Below are 22,364 nucleotides of genomic sequence, written 5' to 3'. Positions count from 1 at the left end.
TAATCAAAATGAAAAACATAACTTACATATTTTCCAAAAACATATATGGCAGCCTGCTGATGACCTTGTTGGCATCATCTTCCATACAAGCGCAAAACCCTGCTCCTGCCCGGGCACAGGTAAGGCCCATTACCCTGATGGGCGCAACTATACATGTAGGTAACGGACAGGTCATTAGCAACGGCGCCATCAGTTTTGACAATGGGATTATTACTGCTGTGGGAGCCACTGCTGATGTAAAGCTAGCCGGTACGGAGGTGATAGAGGTAAAAGGCATGCACATTTTTCCAGGCATTATTTCTCTTAATACCACAGTCGGGTTGCAGGAGGTTGCTTCGGTGCGGGCTACACTGGATTTCAGCGAAGTGGGGGAAATTAACCCGCATATTCGGTCCCTGGTGGCTTATGATACCGATTCCGAGGTAATTCCAACGCTTCGGGCTAACGGGATAGTGGTTTCACAGGCCGTCCCGCAAGGGGGGATCATTTCAGGTACTTCTTCCGCATTTTATACGGACGGATGGAATTGGGAAGATGCTGTGCTCAAAAAGGATGATGGCGTCTGGATCAACTGGCCGCCGTTTCTGGCCAATACTTTTAATGCCGAGGATTTTTCATTTTCTATCAAAAGAAATGAAAAGAGGCAGGCTGTGATTGACGAGCTCAGGCAGACTTTTCGCGATGCCAGGGCTTATGCCGAAACAGAGAACCCCAAAACCGTTAATGTGAGGATGGAGGCCATGAAGGGAATATTAAACGGAACTGGCAACTTGTATATCCGTGCCGGATATGCAAAGGATATCATAGAATCAATCGGTCTGGCCAAAGAATTTGGTATTAAAAAGGTGGTTATTGTAGGAGGAAATGAAGCCTTTAAGGTTACAGGATTTTTGAAAGACAATAAGATACCGGTCATTCTCAATCCAACGCACCGTTTGCCGGGATCGCCGGACGAGAATGTTTACCTGCCTTACGAACTTCCAGGGATATTACATAAGGCCGGCGTTAAGGTGGCTATTGCCTATGCGGACGAATGGTGGCGTACCCGAAATCTTGCTTTTATGGCCGGAACTTCATCTGGATTCAGCGAGGTAACACCAGAAGAGGCACTGCAATTCGTAACCAAAAATGCTGCCGAAATCCTCGGAGCCGACCGCCTCGTTGGAACATTGGAAAAGGGAAAACATGCTTCGCTTATAGTATCCGAAGGAGATATCCTGGATATGCGAGGAAACAACGTTAAAATGATTTACATCAAAGGAGGTAAGGTAAACCTGGATGACAAACAAAAACGCCTGTATCAGAAATATAAGGAAAAATACCAGGCAAAATAATAGTTCTGAATGATAAAAAGCGGGCTGTTGGTCTTCAAGGAAGAAACAGTCCGCTTTTTTGTGGAGATCTTAAACCGTATCAGTCTTCGTTAACCAGACGAATCCCCTTATCAGAAATCATGATCTGTCCCTGTTTATACAACCCGCCGATGGCTTTTTTAAATAGCTTTTTACTCATTTCAAGGCGCGCATAAATTTCATCAGGTGAGCTATTGTCCGACAGGTTCAGAAATCCGCCTTCCTTTTTCAGGAGGTCAAGGATTTTCCGGGCATTGGGTTCAACGGCAACGTAACCCTGCTTCTGGAGGCTGATATCCAGTTTGTTTTCTTCTCTTATTTTCTTGACATACCCCTTTACCGTATCCCCGATCTTGAGGTCTTTAAATACCTCATTGTTATAAATCAGTCCCTTATGGTATTGGTTGATGATGGCGTTGTATCCAAGATCCGTTTTTTGCCAGATCAGCGCATCCACTTCATCTCCTTCTTTCACCGTCAGGCGGTCATTTTCAAGGAAGCGATCAATTTTAGTAGAAGCGATGAGCCTGGAAGATTTCTGGTCGAGGTAGAGAAACACCACGTGCCATTCTCCCACCTGCATGGGTGTACTTTGTTCACGGAAAGGAACAAAGAGGTCCTTTAATAATCCCCAGTCCAGAAAAGCTCCGTGTTCGGATACATCCGTTACCTCCAGGAATGCAAACTCATTCCGGACAATTTTAGGTGTTTGGGTGGTAGCAACAGGGCGATCCTCCGAATCATTGTAAACAAATACCCTTATCGTATCATCCAGTTTCATGTCGTCGGTCAAATACTGGTTCGGCAACAGTACCTCTTCGCCTTCCACATCACTTAAAAATAATCCGACACTGGTGACACGTTGTATCGTGAGGTAATTGTATTTTCCAATAAAGAGCATCCCTGCTTTAATTTTAGTTGAGCAGCAAAGATACCAGTTTCGGAGTTACAATATCATTCTTCTTCACCGAAGTCGCTACGGGAATCACTTTTGGCCTTCTCTTTGGATCTGTTGAGCCGATAGGCGAACGTGACCAGAAACTGACGTGAACGCCACAGGAAGTCGGATCTGGAATAGTACCCGGCAGACTCGACTACGCTGCGTCTTTTCTGCGTATTGAGCAGATCACGGACGCTCAGGGTAACGGTAGCTTTGCCCTGTAGAACATCTTTCGATAATCCCAGGTCAATGGCGTAGGTGGCCAGGTCGCGTCCCTGTGTGGTTTTGCGCGGTGCTCGGTAGTTTACGGAAGCCTGAAAATCCATCAGTTTGGCAATCGACATACGTGATGCCACCCGACCTGTCCAGGTATAGGTATCGCTTTTGTATAATTTGTCGTTATAAAACCCTTCATTCATTGCCCTGAAAATATTGGCATTTGCATTCCATTTCCACCAGGGTAGGGGATCATAAGTAAAGGTAAATTCAAAACCATAGGAATTCCCGGTGGAGAGGTTAATGGGCGTAAGGCGGGTGAACCCGCTGGAGTCTACCGAGGTGATATTTTCCACTACGCCGAGCCGGTGCCTGTAATAGATGCTTGAAAGCAAGGTTCCTTTGTTCATATTGAGCAAATGCCCCGCCTCGAAGGAGTGCGTATATTCTGGGTTAAGGAGTGGATTTCCTGCTCTGAAAACGCGAGAATCACTAAAATTAGAAAAGGGTAAAAGGTCTCGGAACCCCGGCCGGCTTAACCTGTAACTATAACTGAGCTGTACAGTCTGATCGTCCTGCAGCTTATAAGACAAATGCACGCTGGGGAAAAGATTGAAATACTGCCTGTGCTTTTTCTCCTGTGTTTTCTTTAATTCGGTAAGTATGTCCGAGTACTCGCCTCTTAAACCAGCCTGGATAAAAAACTTATTAAACTGATTGCTGGCCATCAGGTAAACTGCGTGTATTTTTTCGTTATACGCAAGGTAGTTGTCAAATTGAGGTAGTATCTGCCAGTTCAGTTCAGGGTTTTGCTGGTGAACCGAGAAATCATTATCCAGCAAACGGATCGAACTTTTTAAACCTGTTTCAATTCTGCCCTCTTTCCCGAAAGGGTACACGTAATCGGCCTGTATCAGAAAATTTTTCTCGTCTTCCGTGTTGTAAGATCTTTGCCGCAGGCCATCCGCTTCGTTGAAGGTATACTGGTTGTATTTGGATGATTCGGTTTCATCGCTCAGGATATACTTGGCGTCCACCGACAGGCTCTGACCTTTTCTTTCGAACGTCTTTTTGTAATTAAGCGCTGCTTCAAAATTGGTCCGGGGTTCTGTTTCTTTTTCGGTCCGGATCACCGTTTCGGTAAGGGTATTGTTAAAATCGAAATCACGGTATTCCAGTCTGGAATTATTATTGTTTTTTGATTTTCTGATGGAGAATGTTGTGGTAAGGGTATTGAAATTATTGATAAAATAATCCATGCCCAGCATGAGATTGTTGGACAGCCCGCCGCGGTTGCGATGGTTGGTTTGTTCGTAGACAAAACTGGTGTCAGCGCTGTTATATTCCTGGCGGGAATTGCCGCGACCAGGCCCTTCGCGGTACATCAGCCCGTAACTGGCGATCAGGTTCGTTTTCTTCTTTCTGAAATTGATGTTAAATGAACCTCCGAAATTTGCCGGGTAGCCCGCCGTAGCCATGAACGAGCCGTTGAGCCCGTAACGGACATTTTTCTTCATGACTATATTCAGGATACCTACTTCCCCTTCGGCATCGTACCTGGACGACGGGTTGGTGATCACTTCTATACTTTCGATAAGGTCGCCGGGGATCTGCCTTAATGCTTCTGCCGGATTCATTCCGACCATACCGGATTGTTTCCCATCGATCAGAATCCGTACATTCTGGCTTCCTCTCAACGCTACTTTCCCTTCTACATCCACCGTCACCGAAGGTACGTTGTTAAGGATATCAGACGCATTACTGCCCACGTTACTCAAGTCTTTCCCAACGTTAAATACCCTTTTGTCGAGTTCGAGTTCCATCTGGCTTTTTTCGCCTCTTACCACAAGTTCCTCCAGAACCGTTGCCGAAGGCTTGATAGCGATGATTCCCAGGTTAACAGATTGATTTACAACATGAATACCGGATACCAGCTTGTCGGCCATAGCAACATACGTGATTTTCAGGTAATAGGAGCCGACGGGGGTGGGTATGGAAAATTTTCCGTTTTCGTCAGAAGTAACGCCGGCCACCAAAACGGAATCTGCTGAAAACAAAGCCACATTGGCAAAGAGCAGGGGTTTGTTGTTTCCGGCCTCGGTTAAGGTGCCGGTTACAGGGTATTTTGCCAAAGGCTCTTCTTGGGCCAGAGAACGGTGGGCATGGAGTGTCAGCAGGCATAATATCACCAGCAATTCTTTCATAACAGCTTTGATCAGTTAGGGGTTTTATAACAATTGAACGGGTTGTGTGGCTGGCAATACGGGTCTGTGACAACGCCGGGTTAACAAAGTTTAAAAGTGTGCATAAATTTTCTGTAAAAAGATATGCCAGAAGGACAGAGCTATCCGAGGTTTTTCGTTTTAGGGTACCCATCAAAAAAATACCCCGGGTGCAGGTCCCGGGGTATTTTATCAATAGCAGGTCATTACTGAAGCGAATAACTCAGCCGCTTTAATTCAATTTCTGCGGCTTTGGCGGCATAATTAAGATTCACCAGCCGATATCCAGAATCTTCAAAACTACGCTGTGCTTCCCGTACATCTATAATGGTGGCTTGTATTAACTGAAAACGCTGCAGGGTCAGGTCCAGGAGCTGCTTGCTGAGCCGGTAATTTTCTTTCTGTACTTCCAGTTGTTCCAGCGAACTTAGGTAGGTCTGATGCATTTTAACGATTCCTGAATTGTAATCCCTGACGATCACATCTTTCTGAAGCCGGGCGTTGGCGGTGTTGATTTCAGCAACCTGTTTCTGGCGCTTGAAGGCAGAGCCGTTGTAGAGCGGGACGGCCAGTGTAAGTCCCGCATTGGGGCCCGATGTTTGGTTGAGCAGTGTAAAACCAGCTGCCGTCTGGTTCCGCGAATAATTGTAAGCCATGTTAAACCTCAGCGTGGGATAACGCAGTGCGGCTGTCTCTTTCACAATAAGCTCATTGATCCGTACCTGCGTTTCGGCTGCCAGTACATCGGGATTCTGGCTAACTCTTTCGAGGATCGGCCCGATGGCCAGATTGTTATCTACCACGATGGTATCCCGGATGGCAATCTGAGATTTAGGATCCAGTGTCAGTATTTTCAATAGTTCGGTTTTGGCAACATTGGCTACCATCTGCTGATCCAGATAAGTCTGATTCAGGGTATTGAGATCAATCTGTGCCTGGAAAATATCGGCATTATTAGCCATTCCGGCCACTTTTCTTACTTCTAATATTTCCAGCCTTTTCCGGGAGGCTTCAATGGACGTCTTCACGGTGTTCAGATAACTCTGCTGGCGAACCACATCATAATAGCTGGTCATTACCAGTGATATGGTATTTTGAATCTGTGAGTTTAAGTATTGTGCGCTTTGGGTCTGCAGTTCGGATAATCTTTTCTTTGTTGCTACCACCCGGCCGCCGTTGTAAAGCAAAATACCGGCCGTAACATTAGCCTGTGTATTGTTACCGGCCGCATTATTTCGGTTGATCTCCGTCCCGTCGGTTAGCTTTTGCTTTACTTTGGTAATTTGTTCGGTATTGGCCAATGCTGCCGAAACAACCGGCAACCCCCCTGCTACTCCGTAATTATTCAGCAGGGTATTGGCTTCCACATTATTTTTGGCAATCTGAATTTCGTAACTGTTTTTCAGGGTAATGGAGATGGCCTCGTCCAGCGTAATCCGGAGCGTATCAGTACTATTCTGAGCGATCACCCCGGACGGAAGAAAGATGATAAAACAAATTCTTATGTTGTACTTAAAGTTCTTAAACGGGTTCATGTGAAACCAATAGTTGAAATATACCGGATAAATTTTCAGGAGTTAAGCAGCAAGTTCTTCTGCCATTTTTTCTTCTTCCGTAACCTTATGTTTTTTGGGTGAGATAAATGTGTAAACGGCAGGAATTACAAATAGTGTGAGGATCAATGAAAACATCAGCCCACCCACAATCACAACGCCCAACGGAACACGGCTGGTAGCAGCGGCACCCAGGCTCAGGGCGATGGGCAAGGCGCCAAATGCAGTGGCAAGGCTGGTCATCAGGATAGGGCGTAACCTTTGGGTGGCTGATTCAATTGCTGCTTCAAGCCGTTCCATACCTTGTTCCCGTTTCTGGTTAGCAAATTCAACGATCAAAATTCCGTTTTTTGTTACGAGACCTATCAGCATGATCATCCCTATCTGAGAGAATATGTTGATCGTCAGCCCAAAAATGTACAAGCTCAGCAGCGCACCCGCCAGGGCCAGCGGAACGGTGATCATGATAATAAAAGGGTCAGTGAAGCTCTCGAACTGGCCTGCCAGTACCAGATACACAAGCAGAAGGGCTAACCCAAACGCAAAACTAGTATTGGAGGAGCTTTCTTCGAAATCCCGGGATGGGCCGCTGAGGGAGGTCTGAAAACTTTCGTCCAGCAGGCGGTTTGCAATGGCACGCATGGCCGCTACACCGTCTCCGATGGTTTTGCCTTCTGTCAGCGACGCAGATACCGTAGCGCTTTTATAACGGTTATAGTGATAAATGGTCGGAGGGCCACTCTCCTCCGCAAGGTGTGTTACCGCTGATACCGGGATATTTTCACCACGGCTGTTGCGGACATACAGCTTTTCTATATCCCCGGGTTTGTTCCGCTCCGAGCGCTCTACCTGGCCGATTACCTGATACTGTTGGCCGTTCATGATAAAGTATGCCAGCCGTCTTCCGCTAAAAGCAGCTTGAATGGTACCTGCAATGTCGGTCGTGGAAAGTCCCAGGTCTTTGGCTTTGAGACGGTCTATGGTGAGCTGAACTTCCGGTTTGTTAAATTTCAGGTTAACATCCACATTCTGGAAAGTAGGGTCTTTTCGGGCTTCTTCAAGAAAGCGGGGAAGTACCTCGCTCAGTTTATTGAAATCGAGATTTTGAAGGATAAATCCTACGGGCAAAGCTCCTCTTGAACCGCTTCCAACCGCAATGGTTTGTTCCTGTGTTGCAAAAATCCGGGCATCGTTAAATTCAGGAAGTTTTTTACTGACGGCCTGAGCAATGTCGTTCTGGCTTCGTTTCCTTTCCTGCGCAGGTACGAGCCCAATACGTCCAAAGGCAGTATTTACACCACTACCGCCAAAACCCGGCGTCGCAGAAAATGTAAAAGATTTTTCGGGGATGGAGTCGTTCAGGTAGTTGGATACCTGGTCCGTAATGCGCTGCATCTGATCGAAACTGGTTCCTTCGGGGGCCGTCATTGAAAACCGGATGCTGTTTCTGTCTTCCATAGGAGCGAGTTCCGTCTGAAGGTTTTTATAGGTATACCAGATAATCCCTCCGCAAATCAATACCAGTACCCAGGCAAACCATCGTACTTTCATAAATCCCCTTAATGTGCGGCTGTAGCCATTTTCCATCCCTGTGAAAAAGGGTTCGGTCATGTTGTAAAACTTGCCATGGCCTGTATTTTTCCTGTTCAGCACTACGTTCAGTACAGGTGTAATGGTGAGCGAAACAAATGCGGAAATGAGAACGGCGGATGCAACCACAATTCCAAATTCCCGGAACAAACTGCCCACAAAACCTTCCAGAAAAATAACCGGGAGGAAAACCACAGCCAGTGTCAACGACGTGGAAATAACAGCGAAGAAAATTTCTTTGCTACCTTCCAGTGCGGCCTTTCGGATAGGCAGCCCCATTTCCAATTTTCGGAAAATGTTCTCGGTTACTACAATCCCGTCGTCCACCACCAGGCCTGTTGCCAGTACAATACCCAGCAGCGTAAGGATATTGACGGAGAAGCCGAAAATGTACATGATAAAAAACGTTGCAACCAGTGATATGGGAATATCAATCAGGGGGCGGACTGCAACCAGCAGATTGCGGAAGAAAAACAGGATCACGATAACCACCAGCCCGAAAGAGATCATGAGGGTTTCTTCTACCTCTTCCAGCGACTGCCGCACCAGTCTCGTGTTATCGATCAGTACATTGAAAGTAATATCTGATTTGTTGGACTTCTGAATTTCGGCCAGACGTTTGTTAAACTCGTCCGATATTTCAATGTAGTTGGCACCAGGCTGGGGAATAACGGCGAGGCCAACGGCATACACCCCGTTGTATTTCCAGCTCTGTTCTTCGTTTTCGGGACCGAGTTCCACCTTGGCCACATTGCTGAGCCTCACTATCCCGGTACTATCGTCCTTGATCACCAGGTCGTTGAATTCTTTTTCGGTTTTAAGCCTTCCCATCGTTCGGATGGTGAGCTCGGTATTGGCACCGTAAATCTTACCTGCCGGAAGCTCCACGTTTTCGGCATTCAGGGTATTGCTGATATCATTAAAGGAAATATTGTAGGCGCTCATTTTGTCGGGATCGAGCCAGATCCGCATGGCATACCTTTTCTGCCCGAATATGTTGATAGAGCTCACGCCGTTAATAGTCTGTAGGCTCTGTTGCAGTACATTTTCCGCATAATCACTTAGTTCAAGAAGTCCTTTTGAAGGGCTTTGTACGGCAAGCATCAGAATAAAATCTCCGTTGGCATCTGCTTTACTCACAACGGGCGGAGCGTCTATATCCTGTGGTAGGTTCCGCTGCGCCTGGCTCACCTTATCGCGCACGTCGTTTGCGGCGGCTTCGAGATCAGCCTCGAGGTTGAATTCTACCGTAATATTGCTGGACCCGATCTGGCTGGACGAACTGATACTTTTTACTCCGGGTATCCCGTTGATGCTCTTCTCCAGCGGTTCGGTGATCTGGCTTTCTATAATGTCCGCGTTGGCACCCACGTAACTTGTCCTTACGTTAACAATCGGTGGATCAATGGCAGGGTAATCCCGGAGTGATAAAAAATTATAACCTACCACCCCGAACAGGATGACGAGCAGGTTCATCACAACCGCAAGCACCGGCCTTTTGAGTGATAATTCTGATATATTCATAAGTTGGAATTCAATATCGGGTAGATATGCAGGTTTTATTTCGCCTGTACCACTTTTACACTTCTCACGTTTCTGATCTTCACTGGTGCATCGGGCCTGGTGAACAGTACACCTGAAACCACCACGGTATCTCCCTGGGAAAGTCCATTGGTTATCTCCACATAATCTTCCTGCCGATCGCCCGTTTCTACCACAACAAATGCTGCCTTACCGTCTTTAACCGTTACGATTTTCTTGCTTTTTGCTTCCGGGATAATGCAGTTGGTAGGTACCAGAATCGCACTTTTTTCAGCACCCGCATTCAGGTATACTTTGGCAAACGAGCCCGGACTTGTATTCACATTTCCCAGAACGGCTCTTACCGTAATATTTCTGGTACTTTGGTCCACCAGCGGTTCTGTTGCGATGATCCGCGCCGGTTGCGTGCTCTGCCCGTTCGGATCCAGATTTACCTCAACGCTTCCGCCCTTTTTTACATAGCGCTGATATACCTCAGGAACCGTAAAGTCAATTCTTAACTGATTCAGTTGTTGCATCGTAGCGATTACACTGCCAGACGTAAGGTAGGCTCCTGCACTCACTTTCCTTAAACCAACCATTCCTGTGAAAGGAGCTTTTACAATTGTTTTATCAATAAGTGCCTGGTAATAACGAATATCTGCCTGGATGGTATTCACCGAGTTAACGGCAGCGTCATAGTCGGCCTGGTTTACACCGTTGATTTCAATGAGTTTTTTTAAACGGCTCTCAGTCGTTTCCGCCAGCTGTAACTGCACCTTAAGTTTGTTGAGCTGAGCTGCCAGATCCGCACTGTTTATTTTTGCAATTACTGTACCTTTTTTGACGATCTGTCCTTCGGGAACATTTAAAAAAGTAAGCAAACCGCTTACTTCGGGCCTGAGCTCCGCAAACTCATTGGCCACCACAGTACCATTTACTTCCACGTGGTCTCCGATTTTTTCGGATTTGGCCACAATCACATCAACCGTTGTGGGGCCGGTGTTCTTTTGCTGAAATGTGTCTTTTTTTTCCTTACAGCCCCATTGAGCGAGCAACGTACCCGTAAGGATGAGAAAAGAAATGGTATGGGTGAATGACAGTCGGCCTAAGGCTGCAGATTTATTTATTGAAACATTCAGATTCATAGAGGCGAGAAAAAATTCCGGATCTTGTTAGGTTAGCGATGCGGGTTGTTCCACACGCACGGGCTGTCAATATATCTAAAACATCTAAGATGCTTTTCTACTTTAAAAGTTTAATCGGCTCTTTCAAAATTTACGATTTTGTGATCACCTGCAGCAAGGTATCAATTTTCATTTCGGTCTCTTCCCACTCTTTTTCGGGGATGGAATCTTCGGTTATACCCGCCCCGGCGTAGAAAGTGGCCTTTTTATCTTTTAACCGTACCGTCCTCAGATTTACAAAAATATTTGAGTCCCCCTCAATCTGAACCGGGCCCAGGAAGCCGCTGTAAAACGACCGGTCGTAGCCTTCAATGTCTGTAATAAACCGCAGACTTGCCGTTTTGGGCGTACCGCATACCGCCGAAGTAGGGTGGAGTAGCCGAAGCATCACGGAAGGTAGTTCCGGGAAATGAAGGGCGTGGGAATCCACTTCAAAATCAGTTCTCAGATGGTAAAGGTTTCCTGCCAGTACTGTCTTGGGGCCTGTTTCCTTATATTCTCTTAACCTGATCTTCTTGAAACATTCTACAATATACCTGCTCACAAGTGCCTGTTCCTCAATCTCTTTTTCTCCCCAGCGGATATCGTACTTGGGCACAACCACACCATTTTCATTTTTAGCAGGCTGTGTTCCGGCCAGCGACATGGTTTTGAATTCTCCTCCAGATTTTTGCTGAACCAGCAGTTCCGGCGTTGCTCCCAGCCAGAGCTCGTTATTTTCTGGTAAATTAACCAGCGACACAAAGGCATGGGGATATACCCCCGCCAGCTTTTGGAATGCGGTTATCGGCTGAAAATTATTGTCAATATCAAGCTCTTTTGTTCTTGACAATACTACCTTATGAAAGTGATTTTGCCGGATGGCGGCCACTGCAAGTTCTACGGTACGTTTGAAACGCTCTCTTGCATCAGGATCTTCCGACCCGGGTAGCATAAAATGGTTTATTCCCTCTGACTTGCTCCGTCTGCCAATGCCTGCGAGGGCCGTTCGGATCAGTTTCTTAAATCCAGGGTGCTCCTCTCCGATATGGTTATCAATATTCTGCAGCATGCCGGTTTCCGAAAAAGTGATGATAATATCACCTTCCATGAAACTCACATTTTCGGTTTCTTCCCAGTGAAACGGGCTCAGCATGAATCCCGGGGAAAGTTTTTCGATATCCGGCTGGCATTGTTTGATGCCGTCACGAATGGAAATCAGTAATTTTATGTCCCTTGTGTGCGGCAGTTTCCATATGGCACCCGGGTATCCTAACGACACCAATGCCTCCCATATATCCTCGGCCTGAAGCAATACCAGGTCCGATACTTGCTTTTCCTCCTTAACTGAAACCATTTTTAGTTTGTCCTGAAATTACTGGTGCTCTTTCTAATTCCATGCAAATTACGGCTATCGGTTTGCATCTACAATAGCCACTGTGAGGCGGCTGATACAAACGAGCTTATTTTCTTCATTCGTTATTTTTATATCCCAGATATGCGTACTTCTTCCAATGTGGATGGGTGTGACTTTCCCATATACGAATCCTTCCCTGACAGGACGTAAATGGTTGGCATTTATTTCCAAACCAACCGCATTTTTTTGAGCAGATTTATCCAGACAGAGATAGGAGGCGATACTTCCCAGCGTTTCTGCCAGCACTACAGACGCGCCTCCGTGGAGTATCCCAAAGGGCTGGTGGGTGCGATGGTCCACCGGCATTCTGGCCATCAGGTAGTCCTCCCCAATCTCGGTAAACTCTATTCCTAAGTGTTCTGCAATGCTGTTGTTACCAAAGGCTTGCAGCTGATCTATCGAAATGAAATTTGTAAACATACCTAAAAATTGTATAAATTTGTACCGGCTATATTAATCAAAAACAAGGTATTTGCAAAATTAATATTTAAATAATACAATATTTTGAAAAGAAAGTCTATATACCTTATCCGTCATGGAGAAACCGATTTGAATCGTAGGGGTGTTGTACAAGGCAGTGGAGTGAATGCCCCGTTGAATGAATGGGGTGAGGCGCAGGCCGAAGCGTTTTTCAATGCCTATCAGCATGTCCCTTTTGATAAGATCTACACCTCCGATTTACTGCGGACACACCAGTCGGTGAGGGGTTTTTTAAGACAGGGGATACCACACGAAAGTTATGCCGGACTGAATGAAATTTCATGGGGCGTGCGCGAGGGAAAGGAACCAAATACCGGCGACAGCAATTACTACCGCGAGCTGGTTACGGCATGGCGGAATGGGGAGGTACATCTGGCTGCGGAAGAAGGTGAAAGCCCCGTAGATGTACGCAACAGGCAGATACCGGTAATTGAAACCATCCTGTCCAGGCCGCATGAGAGGAATATCCTGGTGGCCATGCACGGACGGGCCATGCGTGTTTTCCTCACGATTTTGTTTAACCAGCCGTTGGTGCGGATGGATGATTATGAACATAGCAATCTTTGTTTATACAAAATCAATTATTCGTACGACAAGGGCCAGTTTGATCTTGAGATATCCAATGATATCACGCATCTTCTTTCGCTGGAAATTCCTCAAACACTATAAATACCGCTCATGTACAAGCAACTCCTTTGGTGTAATAGCCATCTGGTAGAGGAGTTGCCTATATACTTTTGTCCATTAATCAGTATATAAGCGGAATAAGCATGATGTCCAAAAAGAAAGTTTACTGGACCCTTCAGGTACTGGGATGGACGTTGCTCATCATGTTTGAATTTATACCCTTTACCCTGGAATACGGCTTTGAACGAACTTCTTTTTATTCGGCCCTGGCCAATATTTTCCTTGCCATTACGCTCACGCATGTTTACCGGCTGGTAATCCGGAAATGGAACTGGTCTTCTTTGCCATTGCCCCGGCTTGCGCTGAGAGTGATTGTGTCGGTACTGGGGCTTGGGCTCATCATGGCGATGGTTAACCAGCCGCTGGACAGGGAAACCCTCCAGAATAATCTCTTACATCAGCCGCTGGTTTTCTGGGGATACTATTCCAACTGGTGCAAGAACCTGCTTTCCTGGATTTTATCCTATACGGTATACCATTATGTGGAACAGACGCGCATGGCTGGTTATGAGAAAATTATGCTTAAGATGTCCATGCGGGAGACGGAGGCAAAGGTGCTCCGCTCACAGTTAAATCCGCATTTTACTTTCAATGCGCTCAACAGTATCAGGGCGCTGGTGCTGGAAGATCCGTCAAAAGCACAGCTGAGTATTACGCAGTTATCCAATATTTTACGAAATTCGCTGCTGGCCGATCGCCGAAAAACCGTGGACCTGCAGGAAGAACTGAAGACTGTGGAGGATTACCTGGAGCTGGAAAAGGTACGTTATGAAGAAAGGCTTCAGTACAAGCTTATAACCAATCCGCAGGCTATCTACTGGCAAATACCCCCCATGATGCTTCAGACGTTGGTGGAAAACGGTATAAAACATGGTGTGAGCAAGGTGATGGGAGGCGGCTTTATTGAGGTAAAGTCTGAGGTGGTAGACGAAATACTGGTGATCCGGATCAGGAACTCAGGAAATCTGGGGAAAACCGAATCGGGTGGGGTAGGGCTCAAAAATACTGCAGAGCGGTTATCGATCCTTTACGGAAAAGGGGCATCTTTCAGAGTATTTCAGGATGAGGAAAATGTGGTTTGTGCCGAAGTGCGGATCCCGATGCTTTCCGAGAGCATGCTTGGAGGGACACAGCAGGAACTAGCATAGGTTTCTTAAAGGAATAAAATCATCTTTACTAATTTGATCAAATAAAAAGCACCATTTATATATTTTCCGACCGCCATGAGAACACTGATTGTTGACGACGAACGTTTAGCACGTAATGAACTGAAAAGACTTCTTGAGCCCTATACCAAAATTGAAATTGTGGGTGAGGCCGCCAATGCCGACGAGGCCCTGGTACTTATTGATGAACTCCAGCCCGAACTCCTGTTTCTGGATATCCAGATGCCGGGTAAAAATGGTTTCGAGCTGCTTTCATCCATTGAGGGAAAAAGCCCGGAAGTAATTTTCACAACGGCTTACGATGAGTACGCCATCAAGGCATTTGAATACAATGCGCTGGATTATTTGTTGAAACCTATTGATGTAGAACGTCTTAAAGACGCCATTCATCGGATTGAGGAAAGTCAGATCCATCCTGAAGTGTCGGTAACGGCCAATGATCGTGCCGAGAAAATTTTGGGAGAAAATGATCAGGTATTTGTCAAGGATGGTGAAAAATGCTGGTTTGTAAAACTGGGTAAGATCCGTCTGTTTGAATCCATGGGCAACTATGTCAGGCTGCATTTTGATGATCAGAAACCGCTGGTACTAAAATCTCTGAATAACCTTGAAGAAAGGCTTGATTCAAACACCTATTTCAGGGCGAACCGCAAACATATTATAAATTTACACTGGATTGAGAAAATTGAGCCATGGTTTAGTGGTGGATTACTAGTTACTTTGCAGGGCGGAGATAAAATTGAAATTTCGCGTCGTCAGGCAATCCGGTTTAAGGAACTGATGAGTCTATAGATTGGAATCGGAGGAAGAGATTAAAAAAACGTTATGCGCATTTGGATCGTTGGTGTTGTAGCAGGTGTAGGGCTTCTTATGTTTGGTTGTGGTCAATCCACAGAAAAAGAGGAAGCGAAGTTGTTTTCAGGTTTTAAAAAAGGCAAAATCCAGCGCGAAAGCTATGGCTCCTGCGACACTACATCAAATGCGGGTGCCCAGGTACGGATAGATATCTGGGAAGCGGAAGATACAATTGCCGCCGCCAGAAAAATTAATACCCAGATTGCCGCCAAGATAATCGACCGGATTAATTCCCATGCCGACTCCGCAAGTATTGCCGAAACACCGGCTGCTATGAAAAGCGTGAAAGGTGCTTTTGAGGTATTTGATAAAAATTATCGCGATTTCAAGCGCGACTTTCCCGATGCACCCGGATGCTGGGAAGTGGAAGTAACAGGTGATACCGTGATGGTGACGCCAAAACTGTTGCTCTACAAGCTGGATCATTATGCTTTCACAGGCGGAGCGCACCCTAATACTTTCCGGTCCAACCATGTTTTTGATGCCGTTGAAGGGAGTGAACTGAATATCCTTTCTTTTGTTTCGGATACCATTTCTTTGCTGGAAAAGGTAGAGAAGAAATTCAGGGAGGTGGAAAAAATTGGTGAAAATGCCAATCTGGAGGAAGCAGGATATTTTCTGGTAAATCATAAGTTTTTTCTTCCTGCCAATTTTACTTTTACCCGCACCGGGGTCCTCTTTTATTATAATCCTTACGAGATAGCGGCGTATGCCCGTGGGCCAATCGAATTTTTGATACCCTATGCCGAACTGGATGGTGTGGTGAAAAAAGACCTGATTTTTTAGACTGGTAGTTTGTCCGCATCCCGGAAACTGTAATAACCGTTATCCGTATAGATGAGGTGATCCATAATGGGAATATCCATCACTTTGCCTGCTTTCACGATATCGTTTGTCAGGCTGATGTCCTGAGGACTTGGATACAGTTGTCCGGACGGGTGATTGTGAACCAGGATGATTGAATGCGCAAGGTTTTCTATAGCCAGCTTGAAAATCACCCGGGTATCTGCAATGGTTCCTCCCAGGCCGCCGATGCTTACTTGTAAAATACGGATTGCCTCGCATGCTTTATTGAGCAGGATTATCCAGAATTCTTCCAGCAGTTTGTCCTGGAGGTAGGGTTTCATTTCATCATATACCACGGACGACTGGTTAATTTTTACTTTCCTGTCCTGAAAACTGTCTTTTCTGCGGCGTCCCAGTTCCAGAGCAGCCATAATGGTGATGGCTTTGGCCTCACCAATGCCCTTGATTTTCATCAGATCTTTGAGGCTCTGCCTGGCGAGCAGATTGATGTTATTATCCACCGAATGCATGATTTCCTTAGCAACGTCAACCGCTGTGAGGTCAGCCGTGCCAGAGCCAATCAGGATGGCTATCAGTTCGGCATCGGACAGGGCGGTCCGGCCTTTTAAAAGGAGTTTTTCTCTGGGGCGGTCTTCTTCGGCCCAGCTAAGGATTTTTCTTGTATTGGGATAAATTTCCGGCATGACAGGAGCAGTTCAAAGTAATGTATACCAGTGAGACGGCATCTTGCGGAAAAAGTATTGCCGGCTTCGGTCCTGAGATGAAGGAAAGGCAGTCCTTACCGGCCAAGCTCTGTCAGAGCGGCTCGGGCTTTGTTGTCAATACTGTTTTTGTGTTCATGGTTTTTGTAAGAGATAGCCTTTTGAAAATAACCTGCTGCCTTTGTATTTTCTTTTTTCTCCATAAAAATATATCCCAGCTGAAGAGCCGATGAAGCCCCGAATCCTGCGGATGATCCCGTCGCGAGCAGCAATGTTCTCTGATAGCTTATGGTGGCAGCGTCGGTACGGTTGTTTTTTTGTAAAATCCTTCCTTTGCGATAATTAAATTCGGCCTTGTCATACGTGGTGTTAAAGGAACTCTCCGTAACTGTTGAGAGCATCTCCCAGGCCTCGTCCAGGTATCCGCCGTCAGAAGCGTAACGTGCTTTGTAGAGTATTTTTTGGCGTGGTGTTATTTTCCCGGCTTTGTAATCTGCGGCAACCTGTGTGGCAAATTTATCGGCTTCGAGTACACTGCTTCCCTCTTTGTCGACCCGGTTGAGATAGGTAAGTCCCGCGGAGTCATTACCAGTGAGCCAGTAGCACATAAAAAGCTTCAGATGGGTATCCTTGATATAATTAAATCCTTTGTACTTTTTCAGGAACAGCGTGTAAAAATCAGCCGCCTCTTTGTAATTTCCCTTCTGAAGCATGATCTCGCCCTTGAGGTATTCCAGAAACGGGAAGGAGATGTAATTCGGCCCTTCCGGGGCGTGGTTCAGGTACCATTGCGCCTCTTCACTTTTGCTCTCTTTCATTAAAATAGTTGTAGCAAAGAAATGCAGAAGCAGGTTGTCAGGCTGCTCCCTGGGAAGCTGTTTTACTTTGTTTAACTGAGTTTCGGATAGTTTTAGGGTATAGGCGTGGATCAGCAGGTCAATCAGCTGTGCCTCTTGCCTGAAAAAAGGTTCATCGCGGATGACGGTTCTGATCTCTTCGACACCCATTCCGATATCACCTTTCAGACCAAGGATTTTTGTGACCCAGGTATACTGGTCAGGCGCTGATCCTATCAGGATGTGCAGCAAACCCAGCGTTTTTAAGGTGGGCCTGAAATTTGGAAATTTCCTTTGATTCTCTGCCAGCAAACGGTAAGCTTTCACAATATCCCAGGCTCCGCTGATTTCGTTTCCGAACTTTATTTTGGCAAACGCCCAATGCAAACGGATCTCTCCCAGGAAGAAGCGTTTATAAGGTGATTGATCCGGCAGCTTATTGATCTCATCCAGGCGCAGGTCTTCTTTTTTCAATAAAAGCTGATAGGATTTTTTGTCTTCGGAAATCAGCAGATAATGCAGATCGGCATAGTTATCCAGGTAGGCTATAAAAGCATTCTCCTTATGCTGCGGACGTACTTCGTCGATAATTTGCCGGGCCGACTGAATGCGGAGTTTTTGGATCTCGAAATAGGCGCGCTGAAGCTCCGGCGTAAATTCAACATGGTACTTCTCCCCAGCCCCGAACATGGGAGGATTTGCCAGGGATAAAATACCTGAAATTAGAAACCATAACAGCAGCAACGGTCTGAGGTATGGCCTAACAATCCGGCAGCTTTTAATATAAACCGTCAATCAATTGATGTGTAAGCGTGTAATGTATAAAAAAAGGTTGCCCTTCAGGACAACCTCGTTTTTGTATTTTCTCGTAGTACTACCTGCGCTGATGCACCGGTTCAACGCTTTCAACGTCTGCCAGTATTCTTCCGCAGTGTTCACATACGATCAGTTTTTTTCTTTCACGGATATCCGCCTGGCGTTGTGGAGGCACAATGCTGAAACATCCGCCACATGCACCACGTGACACGTTTACTACGGCAAGGCCGTTCATGGAGTTATCACGTATTTTCTGATATGATTTCAGCAGACGCTCCTCAATTTTCTTAACATGTTTTTCCCTTTCGCTCAACAATTCCTGCTCTTCAGCTTCACTCTCGCTGGTGATAACAGACAGCTCACCTTTTTTGGCTTTAAGGTCTTCGTTTCTGTCATTCAGTGAAGCATCCGCCCGGTTGGCATCCTCTTCTATCAGGCGGATACGTGCACGGGCTTCGTTAATTTTCTTGTCGGCCAGCTGCATATCCAGTTCCTGAAGTTCAATTTCCTTGGTGATAGCGTCGTACTCACGGTTGTTTCGTACGTTCATCTGCTGATCTTTGTACTTTTTGATCAGCTTTTCACCATCTTTCTGTGAGTTTTTAAAATTATCAATTTCAGCGTTAAGATTGCTGATTTCACTTTTAAACTTGCTCAACCGCGTTTCTATTCCGGCGATTTCGTCTTCCAGGTCTCTTACCTCTTCGGGAAGATCTCCGCGGGTTTTACGAATTTCATCCAGGCTTGAATCAATTTCCTGAAGTTTCAGGAGAGCGTCTAATTTTTGTGCGATTGTGTTTTCCATGTATGTCTTTATATGGACTTGTTTCAATGCGTATTTGATGAAAACTTAAAGCTGTGTTCTTCTGCTGAAAACCAGTGATCCGATAACGTTTTACAAGAAGTAATGAACAGGATTGGTATTGATTTCCGACAAACAGAGTGCGAAATTACTAAAAATTCCTGATAAATAGTCATATAGTAAATCTTTCGTAAATACTTCACTTTCATAATGGCCAATGTCACAAATCATAATCTGCTGATCGGCATCAAAAAATTCGTGATACTTATAATCCGCTGTAATAAAAACATCGGCTCCCGAGCCGATCGCCAGGGGTAGCAGAAAACTTCCGGCCCCTCCACATACTGCCACACGTCTGATGGGCCCGGTCACAGGGGCAGTGTGCCTGATCACCCGGAGTTGCATGTTGCTGCGCAGCAGTTGGAGGAAATCTTCATGCTGCATGTCGTGTTCAAGCTCCCCTACCATTCCGGCGCCTACTTCCTGGTTTTCATTTTCAAGTTCCTGAAGGTAATAGGCAACCTCTTCATAGGGATGGACGGCTTTCAGTACCGTCAGAATTTTTCTCCCTAAATGCGAGGGAAATATAACTTCCAGGCGGTTTTCCCTTACATCTTCGCGTTTGCCAATGGTACCAACGGCCGGGTTGGCCGCTTCTCCGGGCAGAAACGTGCCGGTTCCGGTTGTTGAAAAGCTGCAGTTTTTATAAGCGCCAATTTCTCCGGCACCAGCATTAAACAAGGCTTCTAATACGCTTTCGCTATTTTCGGTGGGTACGAAGGTCACCAGCTTTTGCAGAATGTTTTTTTTAGGAGCCAGTATTTTTATGTTTTTCAGTCCAATCTTCTCTGCGATCTTACTGTTCACACCTTTCAATACATGATCCAGATTGGTATGGATGGCGTAGATCGCCACGTCATTTTTAATCGCAGCCAGTACGGTGCGCTCTACATAGTTGCTGCCTGTCAGTTTTTTTAATCCTTTGAAAACAATAGGATGGTGCGCAATGATCAGATTGCATTTTTTTGAAACCGCTTCCTGCACCACCGCTTCGGTAACATCCAGTGTGATCAGTACTCCGGTCACAATTGCATGTTTATCACCTACGATCAGCCCCGCGTTATCATAATTTTCCTGGTAAGACGGTGGTGCCAGAGATTCCAGACTGGTAAGAATATCTTTAATTTTTTGCATTTTGAGAAAATTACAACTGTTTCATAATCAGTTTTTTTATCAATGATCATGATTTTACCTGCAAATAAAATAACAATTTTAGAGGAAAGGTTATTGCAATGGAAAATAATAATACTAGTTTTGCACCACGTTTTCACCATAACGATGGTAAAAATGAAACGGTTTGGTAGTTCAGCTGGTTAGAATACATGCCTGTCACGCATGGGGTCGCGGGTTCGAGTCCCGTCCAGACCGCCGGAAGTAATATTAAAGTACTTTTAAAAGCCTGTAAATATTTGATTTACAGGCTTTTTGTTTTTCTGATATACGTCGATTATTTCAATATCTGCAAAAGAACGGGGAGCGGAAAAGAAGTGTCATCCTACCTTTTGCGGCTTCAAAAAACGAGAAGATGATTACAGTTGAAAATCTGGCCGTCGAATTCAGCGGTTCTGTCCTGTTTAGCGAAGTTTCCTTCGTGATCAATCCCACTGATAAAATTGCCCTGATGGGGAAGAACGGCGCGGGGAAATCCACTATGATGAAGATCATTGCGGGGGAGCAAAAAGCCAATCGTGGACATGTGCGCGCACCCAAAGATGCCGTGATCGCTTATTTGCCCCAACATTTACTCACCGAAGATAACTGTACAGTTTTTGAAGAAGCTGCCAAAGCATTCAAACAGGTTTTTGAAATGCGTGCCGAAATGGAAAAACTGAATCTTGAGCTCGAAACCCGTACAGACTATGACAGCGATGAATATATGGCGATCATCGAACAGGTTACTGAACTGGGTGAAAAATATTATCAGCTGGAAGAGGTTAATTATGATGCAGAGGTGGAGAAGGCCTTGAAAGGACTGGGATTCAGGCCCGAAGATTTCCAACGACAAACCAGGGAGTTCAGCGGAGGATGGCGAATGCGTATTGAGCTTGCCAAAATATTGCTGCAAAAGCCGGACCTTATTTTGCTGGATGAGCCTACCAACCATATCGACATCGAGTCCGTTATATGGCTGGAAGATTTTTTGGTAAATAAAGCCAATGCCGTGATGGTGATTTCTCACGACCGTGCCTTCATCGACAACATAACCAACCGCACGATTGAAGTGACCATGGGCCGTATATACGACTACAAGGCCAACTATTCGCATTACCTGGTATTACGGGAAGAGCGCAGGGCGCATCAGGTGAAAGCGTACCAGGAACAGCAGAAAATGATTGCCGATAACATGCAGTTTATTGAACGCTTCCGCGGAACCTACTCCAAAACCAACCAGGTCTCTTCCCGTGAGCGTATGCTAGAGAAACTGGAAATTATCGAAATCGATGAAATCGATAATTCGGCCCTGAAACTTCGTTTCCCGCCCTCGCCACGGTCTGGTGACTATCCGGTGACGGTGAAGGATGTATCCAAATCCTACGGCGACCAGGTTGTGTTTAAGCATGCGAGCATGTCCATTTCCAGAGGGGAAAAGGTATCGTTTGTAGGCCGGAACGGTGAAGGGAAGTCCACGATGATCAAGGCGATCATGGGGCAGATTGACGTGGAGGGAACCTGCCAGCTGGGGCATAATGTGAAGGTCGGGTACTTTGCGCAAAATCAGGCATCGCTGCTGGATCCTAATCTGACGATTTTTCAGACGGTGGACGAGGTTGCAGAAGGAGATGTACGTACGCAGATCAAAAACATTCTGGGTGCCTTTATGTTTCAGGGAGAAGATATCGACAAAAAAGTGAGTGTATTGTCCGGTGGAGAAAAAACGCGCCTTGCCATGGTGAAACTGCTACTGGAACCTGTGAACCTGTTGATTCTGGATGAACCTACCAACCACCTCGATTTAAAATCCAAGGATGTATTGAAAGAAGCACTCCGAAACTTCGATGGTACGCTGGTGCTGGTCTCCCACGACCGTGATTTCCTACAGGGCTTATCCCAAAAGGTATTCGAGTTCAAAGACAAACGCGTCATCGAGCATTTTGAGACCATTGATGCTTTTCTGGAACGGAATCGGATCAAGAGTATTGCGGATTTGCAGCTGGCGAAGTAGATTGTTTTACTACC

17 protein-coding genes and 1 tRNA gene are annotated in these 22,364 nt (G+C 45.9%); 7 read left to right on the top strand and 11 right to left on the bottom strand.

The annotated features are described in order from the left end of the window. Positions 1–8: 8 nt before the first annotated feature. Positions 9–1,334 (top strand): amidohydrolase family protein, encoded by a 1,326-nt coding sequence (locus KOE27_RS14120; RefSeq protein ID WP_215239505.1) that lies wholly within the window; start codon positions 9–11, stop codon positions 1,332–1,334. Positions 1,335–1,413: 79 nt separating this feature from the next. Here the strand turns inward: KOE27_RS14120 and KOE27_RS14115 are convergent, their stop codons facing one another. The 7 genes from KOE27_RS14115 to KOE27_RS14085 all read right to left on the bottom strand — a co-directional run bounded on the left by KOE27_RS14115 (position 1,414) and on the right by KOE27_RS14085 (position 12,397). Continuing rightward, positions 1,414–2,253 (bottom strand): CvfB family protein, encoded by an 840-nt coding sequence (locus KOE27_RS14115; RefSeq protein WP_215239504.1) that lies wholly within the window; start codon positions 2,251–2,253, stop codon positions 1,414–1,416. A 53-nt stretch (positions 2,254–2,306) separates the two neighbouring features. Further along, positions 2,307–4,712, bottom strand: coding sequence for an outer membrane beta-barrel family protein (locus KOE27_RS14110; RefSeq protein ID WP_215239503.1), 2,406 nt, complete (start codon positions 4,710–4,712; stop codon positions 2,307–2,309). Between the two features lie 224 nt (positions 4,713–4,936). After that, entirely contained in the window at positions 4,937–6,265 is a 1,329-nt protein-coding gene (locus KOE27_RS14105) for a TolC family protein (protein WP_215239502.1), read from the bottom strand. Positions 6,266–6,307: 42 nt separating this feature from the next. Next, positions 6,308–9,397 (bottom strand): efflux RND transporter permease subunit, encoded by a 3,090-nt coding sequence (locus KOE27_RS14100; RefSeq protein ID WP_215239501.1) that lies wholly within the window; start codon positions 9,395–9,397, stop codon positions 6,308–6,310. Between the two features lie 35 nt (positions 9,398–9,432). Next, positions 9,433–10,542 (bottom strand): efflux RND transporter periplasmic adaptor subunit, encoded by a 1,110-nt coding sequence (locus KOE27_RS14095; RefSeq protein ID WP_215239500.1) that lies wholly within the window; start codon positions 10,540–10,542, stop codon positions 9,433–9,435. Positions 10,543–10,672: 130 nt separating this feature from the next. Then, positions 10,673–11,917, bottom strand: coding sequence for a chorismate-binding protein (locus tag KOE27_RS14090; protein ID WP_215239499.1), 1,245 nt, complete (start codon positions 11,915–11,917; stop codon positions 10,673–10,675). A gap of 54 nt (positions 11,918–11,971) precedes the next feature. Next, positions 11,972–12,397 (bottom strand): hotdog fold thioesterase, encoded by a 426-nt coding sequence (locus KOE27_RS14085; RefSeq protein WP_215239498.1) that lies wholly within the window; start codon positions 12,395–12,397, stop codon positions 11,972–11,974. Between the two features lie 84 nt (positions 12,398–12,481). On the opposite strand from KOE27_RS14085, the gene KOE27_RS14080 reads away from it, so the two are divergent. The 4 genes from KOE27_RS14080 (at position 12,482) to KOE27_RS14065 (ending at position 15,951) form a co-directional block, all read left to right on the top strand. After that, a complete protein-coding gene (locus tag KOE27_RS14080; RefSeq protein WP_215239497.1) occupies positions 12,482–13,126 on the top strand; it encodes a histidine phosphatase family protein in 645 nt (214 codons plus the stop codon). A 104-nt stretch (positions 13,127–13,230) separates the two neighbouring features. Then, positions 13,231–14,292, top strand: coding sequence for a sensor histidine kinase (locus tag KOE27_RS14075; protein ID WP_215241608.1), 1,062 nt, complete (start codon positions 13,231–13,233; stop codon positions 14,290–14,292). A 75-nt stretch (positions 14,293–14,367) separates the two neighbouring features. Next, positions 14,368–15,102: a LytR/AlgR family response regulator transcription factor gene (locus KOE27_RS14070; protein ID WP_215239496.1), complete on the top strand. Its 735-nt coding sequence runs from the start codon at positions 14,368–14,370 to the stop codon at positions 15,100–15,102. A gap of 33 nt (positions 15,103–15,135) precedes the next feature. Then, the gene (locus tag KOE27_RS14065; protein WP_215239495.1) at positions 15,136–15,951 is read left to right on the top strand and encodes a DUF3298 and DUF4163 domain-containing protein; all 816 of its coding nucleotides are present in this window, start codon (positions 15,136–15,138) and stop codon (positions 15,949–15,951) included. Here the strand turns inward: KOE27_RS14065 and radC are convergent. From radC to KOE27_RS14045, 4 genes are all read right to left on the bottom strand, one after another. Then, positions 15,948–16,655 (bottom strand): RadC family protein, encoded by a 708-nt coding sequence (gene radC / locus KOE27_RS14060; protein WP_215239494.1) that lies wholly within the window; start codon positions 16,653–16,655, stop codon positions 15,948–15,950. The genes KOE27_RS14065 and radC overlap by 4 nt on opposite strands. Positions 16,656–16,750: 95 nt before the next feature. After that, positions 16,751–18,304 (bottom strand): tetratricopeptide repeat protein, encoded by a 1,554-nt coding sequence (locus tag KOE27_RS14055; protein WP_229252769.1) that lies wholly within the window; start codon positions 18,302–18,304, stop codon positions 16,751–16,753. A 79-nt stretch (positions 18,305–18,383) separates the two neighbouring features. Then, the gene (locus tag KOE27_RS14050) at positions 18,384–19,130 is read right to left on the bottom strand and encodes a zinc ribbon domain-containing protein (RefSeq protein WP_215239493.1); all 747 of its coding nucleotides are present in this window, start codon (positions 19,128–19,130) and stop codon (positions 18,384–18,386) included. 90 nt (positions 19,131–19,220) lie between these two features. Next, on the bottom strand, positions 19,221–20,321 hold the full coding sequence (locus tag KOE27_RS14045; RefSeq protein ID WP_215239492.1) for a Nif3-like dinuclear metal center hexameric protein: 1,101 nt from the start codon (positions 20,319–20,321) through the stop codon (positions 19,221–19,223). Between the two features lie 160 nt (positions 20,322–20,481). Here KOE27_RS14045 and KOE27_RS14040 point away from each other — a divergent pair. Beyond that, positions 20,482–20,555, top strand: a tRNA-Asp gene (locus tag KOE27_RS14040). Between the two features lie 157 nt (positions 20,556–20,712). Then, complete coding sequence (locus tag KOE27_RS14035; RefSeq protein WP_215239491.1) at positions 20,713–22,350, top strand: ABC-F family ATP-binding cassette domain-containing protein; 1,638 nt, start codon at positions 20,713–20,715, stop codon at positions 22,348–22,350. Positions 22,351–22,364: the final 14 nt, after the last annotated feature.

The sequence above is a fragment of the Dyadobacter sp. CECT 9275 genome (assembly GCF_907164905.1).
Classification (GTDB): Bacteria; Bacteroidota; Bacteroidia; order Cytophagales; family Spirosomataceae; genus Dyadobacter; species Dyadobacter helix.
This window is presented reverse-complemented; position numbering and strand designations above follow the sequence as displayed.

What these genes read in the sequence shown, in the direction of transcription:
- KOE27_RS14045 (WP_215239492.1), bottom strand. Translation starts at nt 20,321, where the DNA reads ATGCAAAAAATTAAAGATATTCTTACCAGTCTGGAATCTCTGGCACCA.
- KOE27_RS14050 (WP_215239493.1), bottom strand. Translation starts at nt 19,130, where the DNA reads ATGGAAAACACAATCGCACAAAAATTAGACGCTCTCCTGAAACTTCAG.
- KOE27_RS14035 (WP_215239491.1), top strand. Translation starts at nt 20,713, where the DNA reads ATGATTACAGTTGAAAATCTGGCCGTCGAATTCAGCGGTTCTGTCCTG.
- KOE27_RS14105 (WP_215239502.1), bottom strand. Translation starts at nt 6,265, where the DNA reads ATGAACCCGTTTAAGAACTTTAAGTACAACATAAGAATTTGTTTTATC.
- radC (WP_215239494.1), bottom strand. Translation starts at nt 16,655, where the DNA reads ATGCCGGAAATTTATCCCAATACAAGAAAAATCCTTAGCTGGGCCGAA.
- KOE27_RS14115 (WP_215239504.1), bottom strand. Translation starts at nt 2,253, where the DNA reads ATGCTCTTTATTGGAAAATACAATTACCTCACGATACAACGTGTCACC.
- KOE27_RS14085 (WP_215239498.1), bottom strand. Translation starts at nt 12,397, where the DNA reads ATGTTTACAAATTTCATTTCGATAGATCAGCTGCAAGCCTTTGGTAAC.
- KOE27_RS14095 (WP_215239500.1), bottom strand. Translation starts at nt 10,542, where the DNA reads ATGAATCTGAATGTTTCAATAAATAAATCTGCAGCCTTAGGCCGACTG.
- KOE27_RS14070 (WP_215239496.1), top strand. Translation starts at nt 14,368, where the DNA reads ATGAGAACACTGATTGTTGACGACGAACGTTTAGCACGTAATGAACTG.
- KOE27_RS14120 (WP_215239505.1), top strand. Translation starts at nt 9, where the DNA reads ATGAAAAACATAACTTACATATTTTCCAAAAACATATATGGCAGCCTG.
- KOE27_RS14090 (WP_215239499.1), bottom strand. Translation starts at nt 11,917, where the DNA reads ATGGTTTCAGTTAAGGAGGAAAAGCAAGTATCGGACCTGGTATTGCTT.
- KOE27_RS14100 (WP_215239501.1), bottom strand. Translation starts at nt 9,397, where the DNA reads ATGAATATATCAGAATTATCACTCAAAAGGCCGGTGCTTGCGGTTGTG.
- KOE27_RS14075 (WP_215241608.1), top strand. Translation starts at nt 13,231, where the DNA reads ATGTCCAAAAAGAAAGTTTACTGGACCCTTCAGGTACTGGGATGGACG.
- KOE27_RS14110 (WP_215239503.1), bottom strand. Translation starts at nt 4,712, where the DNA reads ATGAAAGAATTGCTGGTGATATTATGCCTGCTGACACTCCATGCCCAC.
- KOE27_RS14065 (WP_215239495.1), top strand. Translation starts at nt 15,136, where the DNA reads ATGCGCATTTGGATCGTTGGTGTTGTAGCAGGTGTAGGGCTTCTTATG.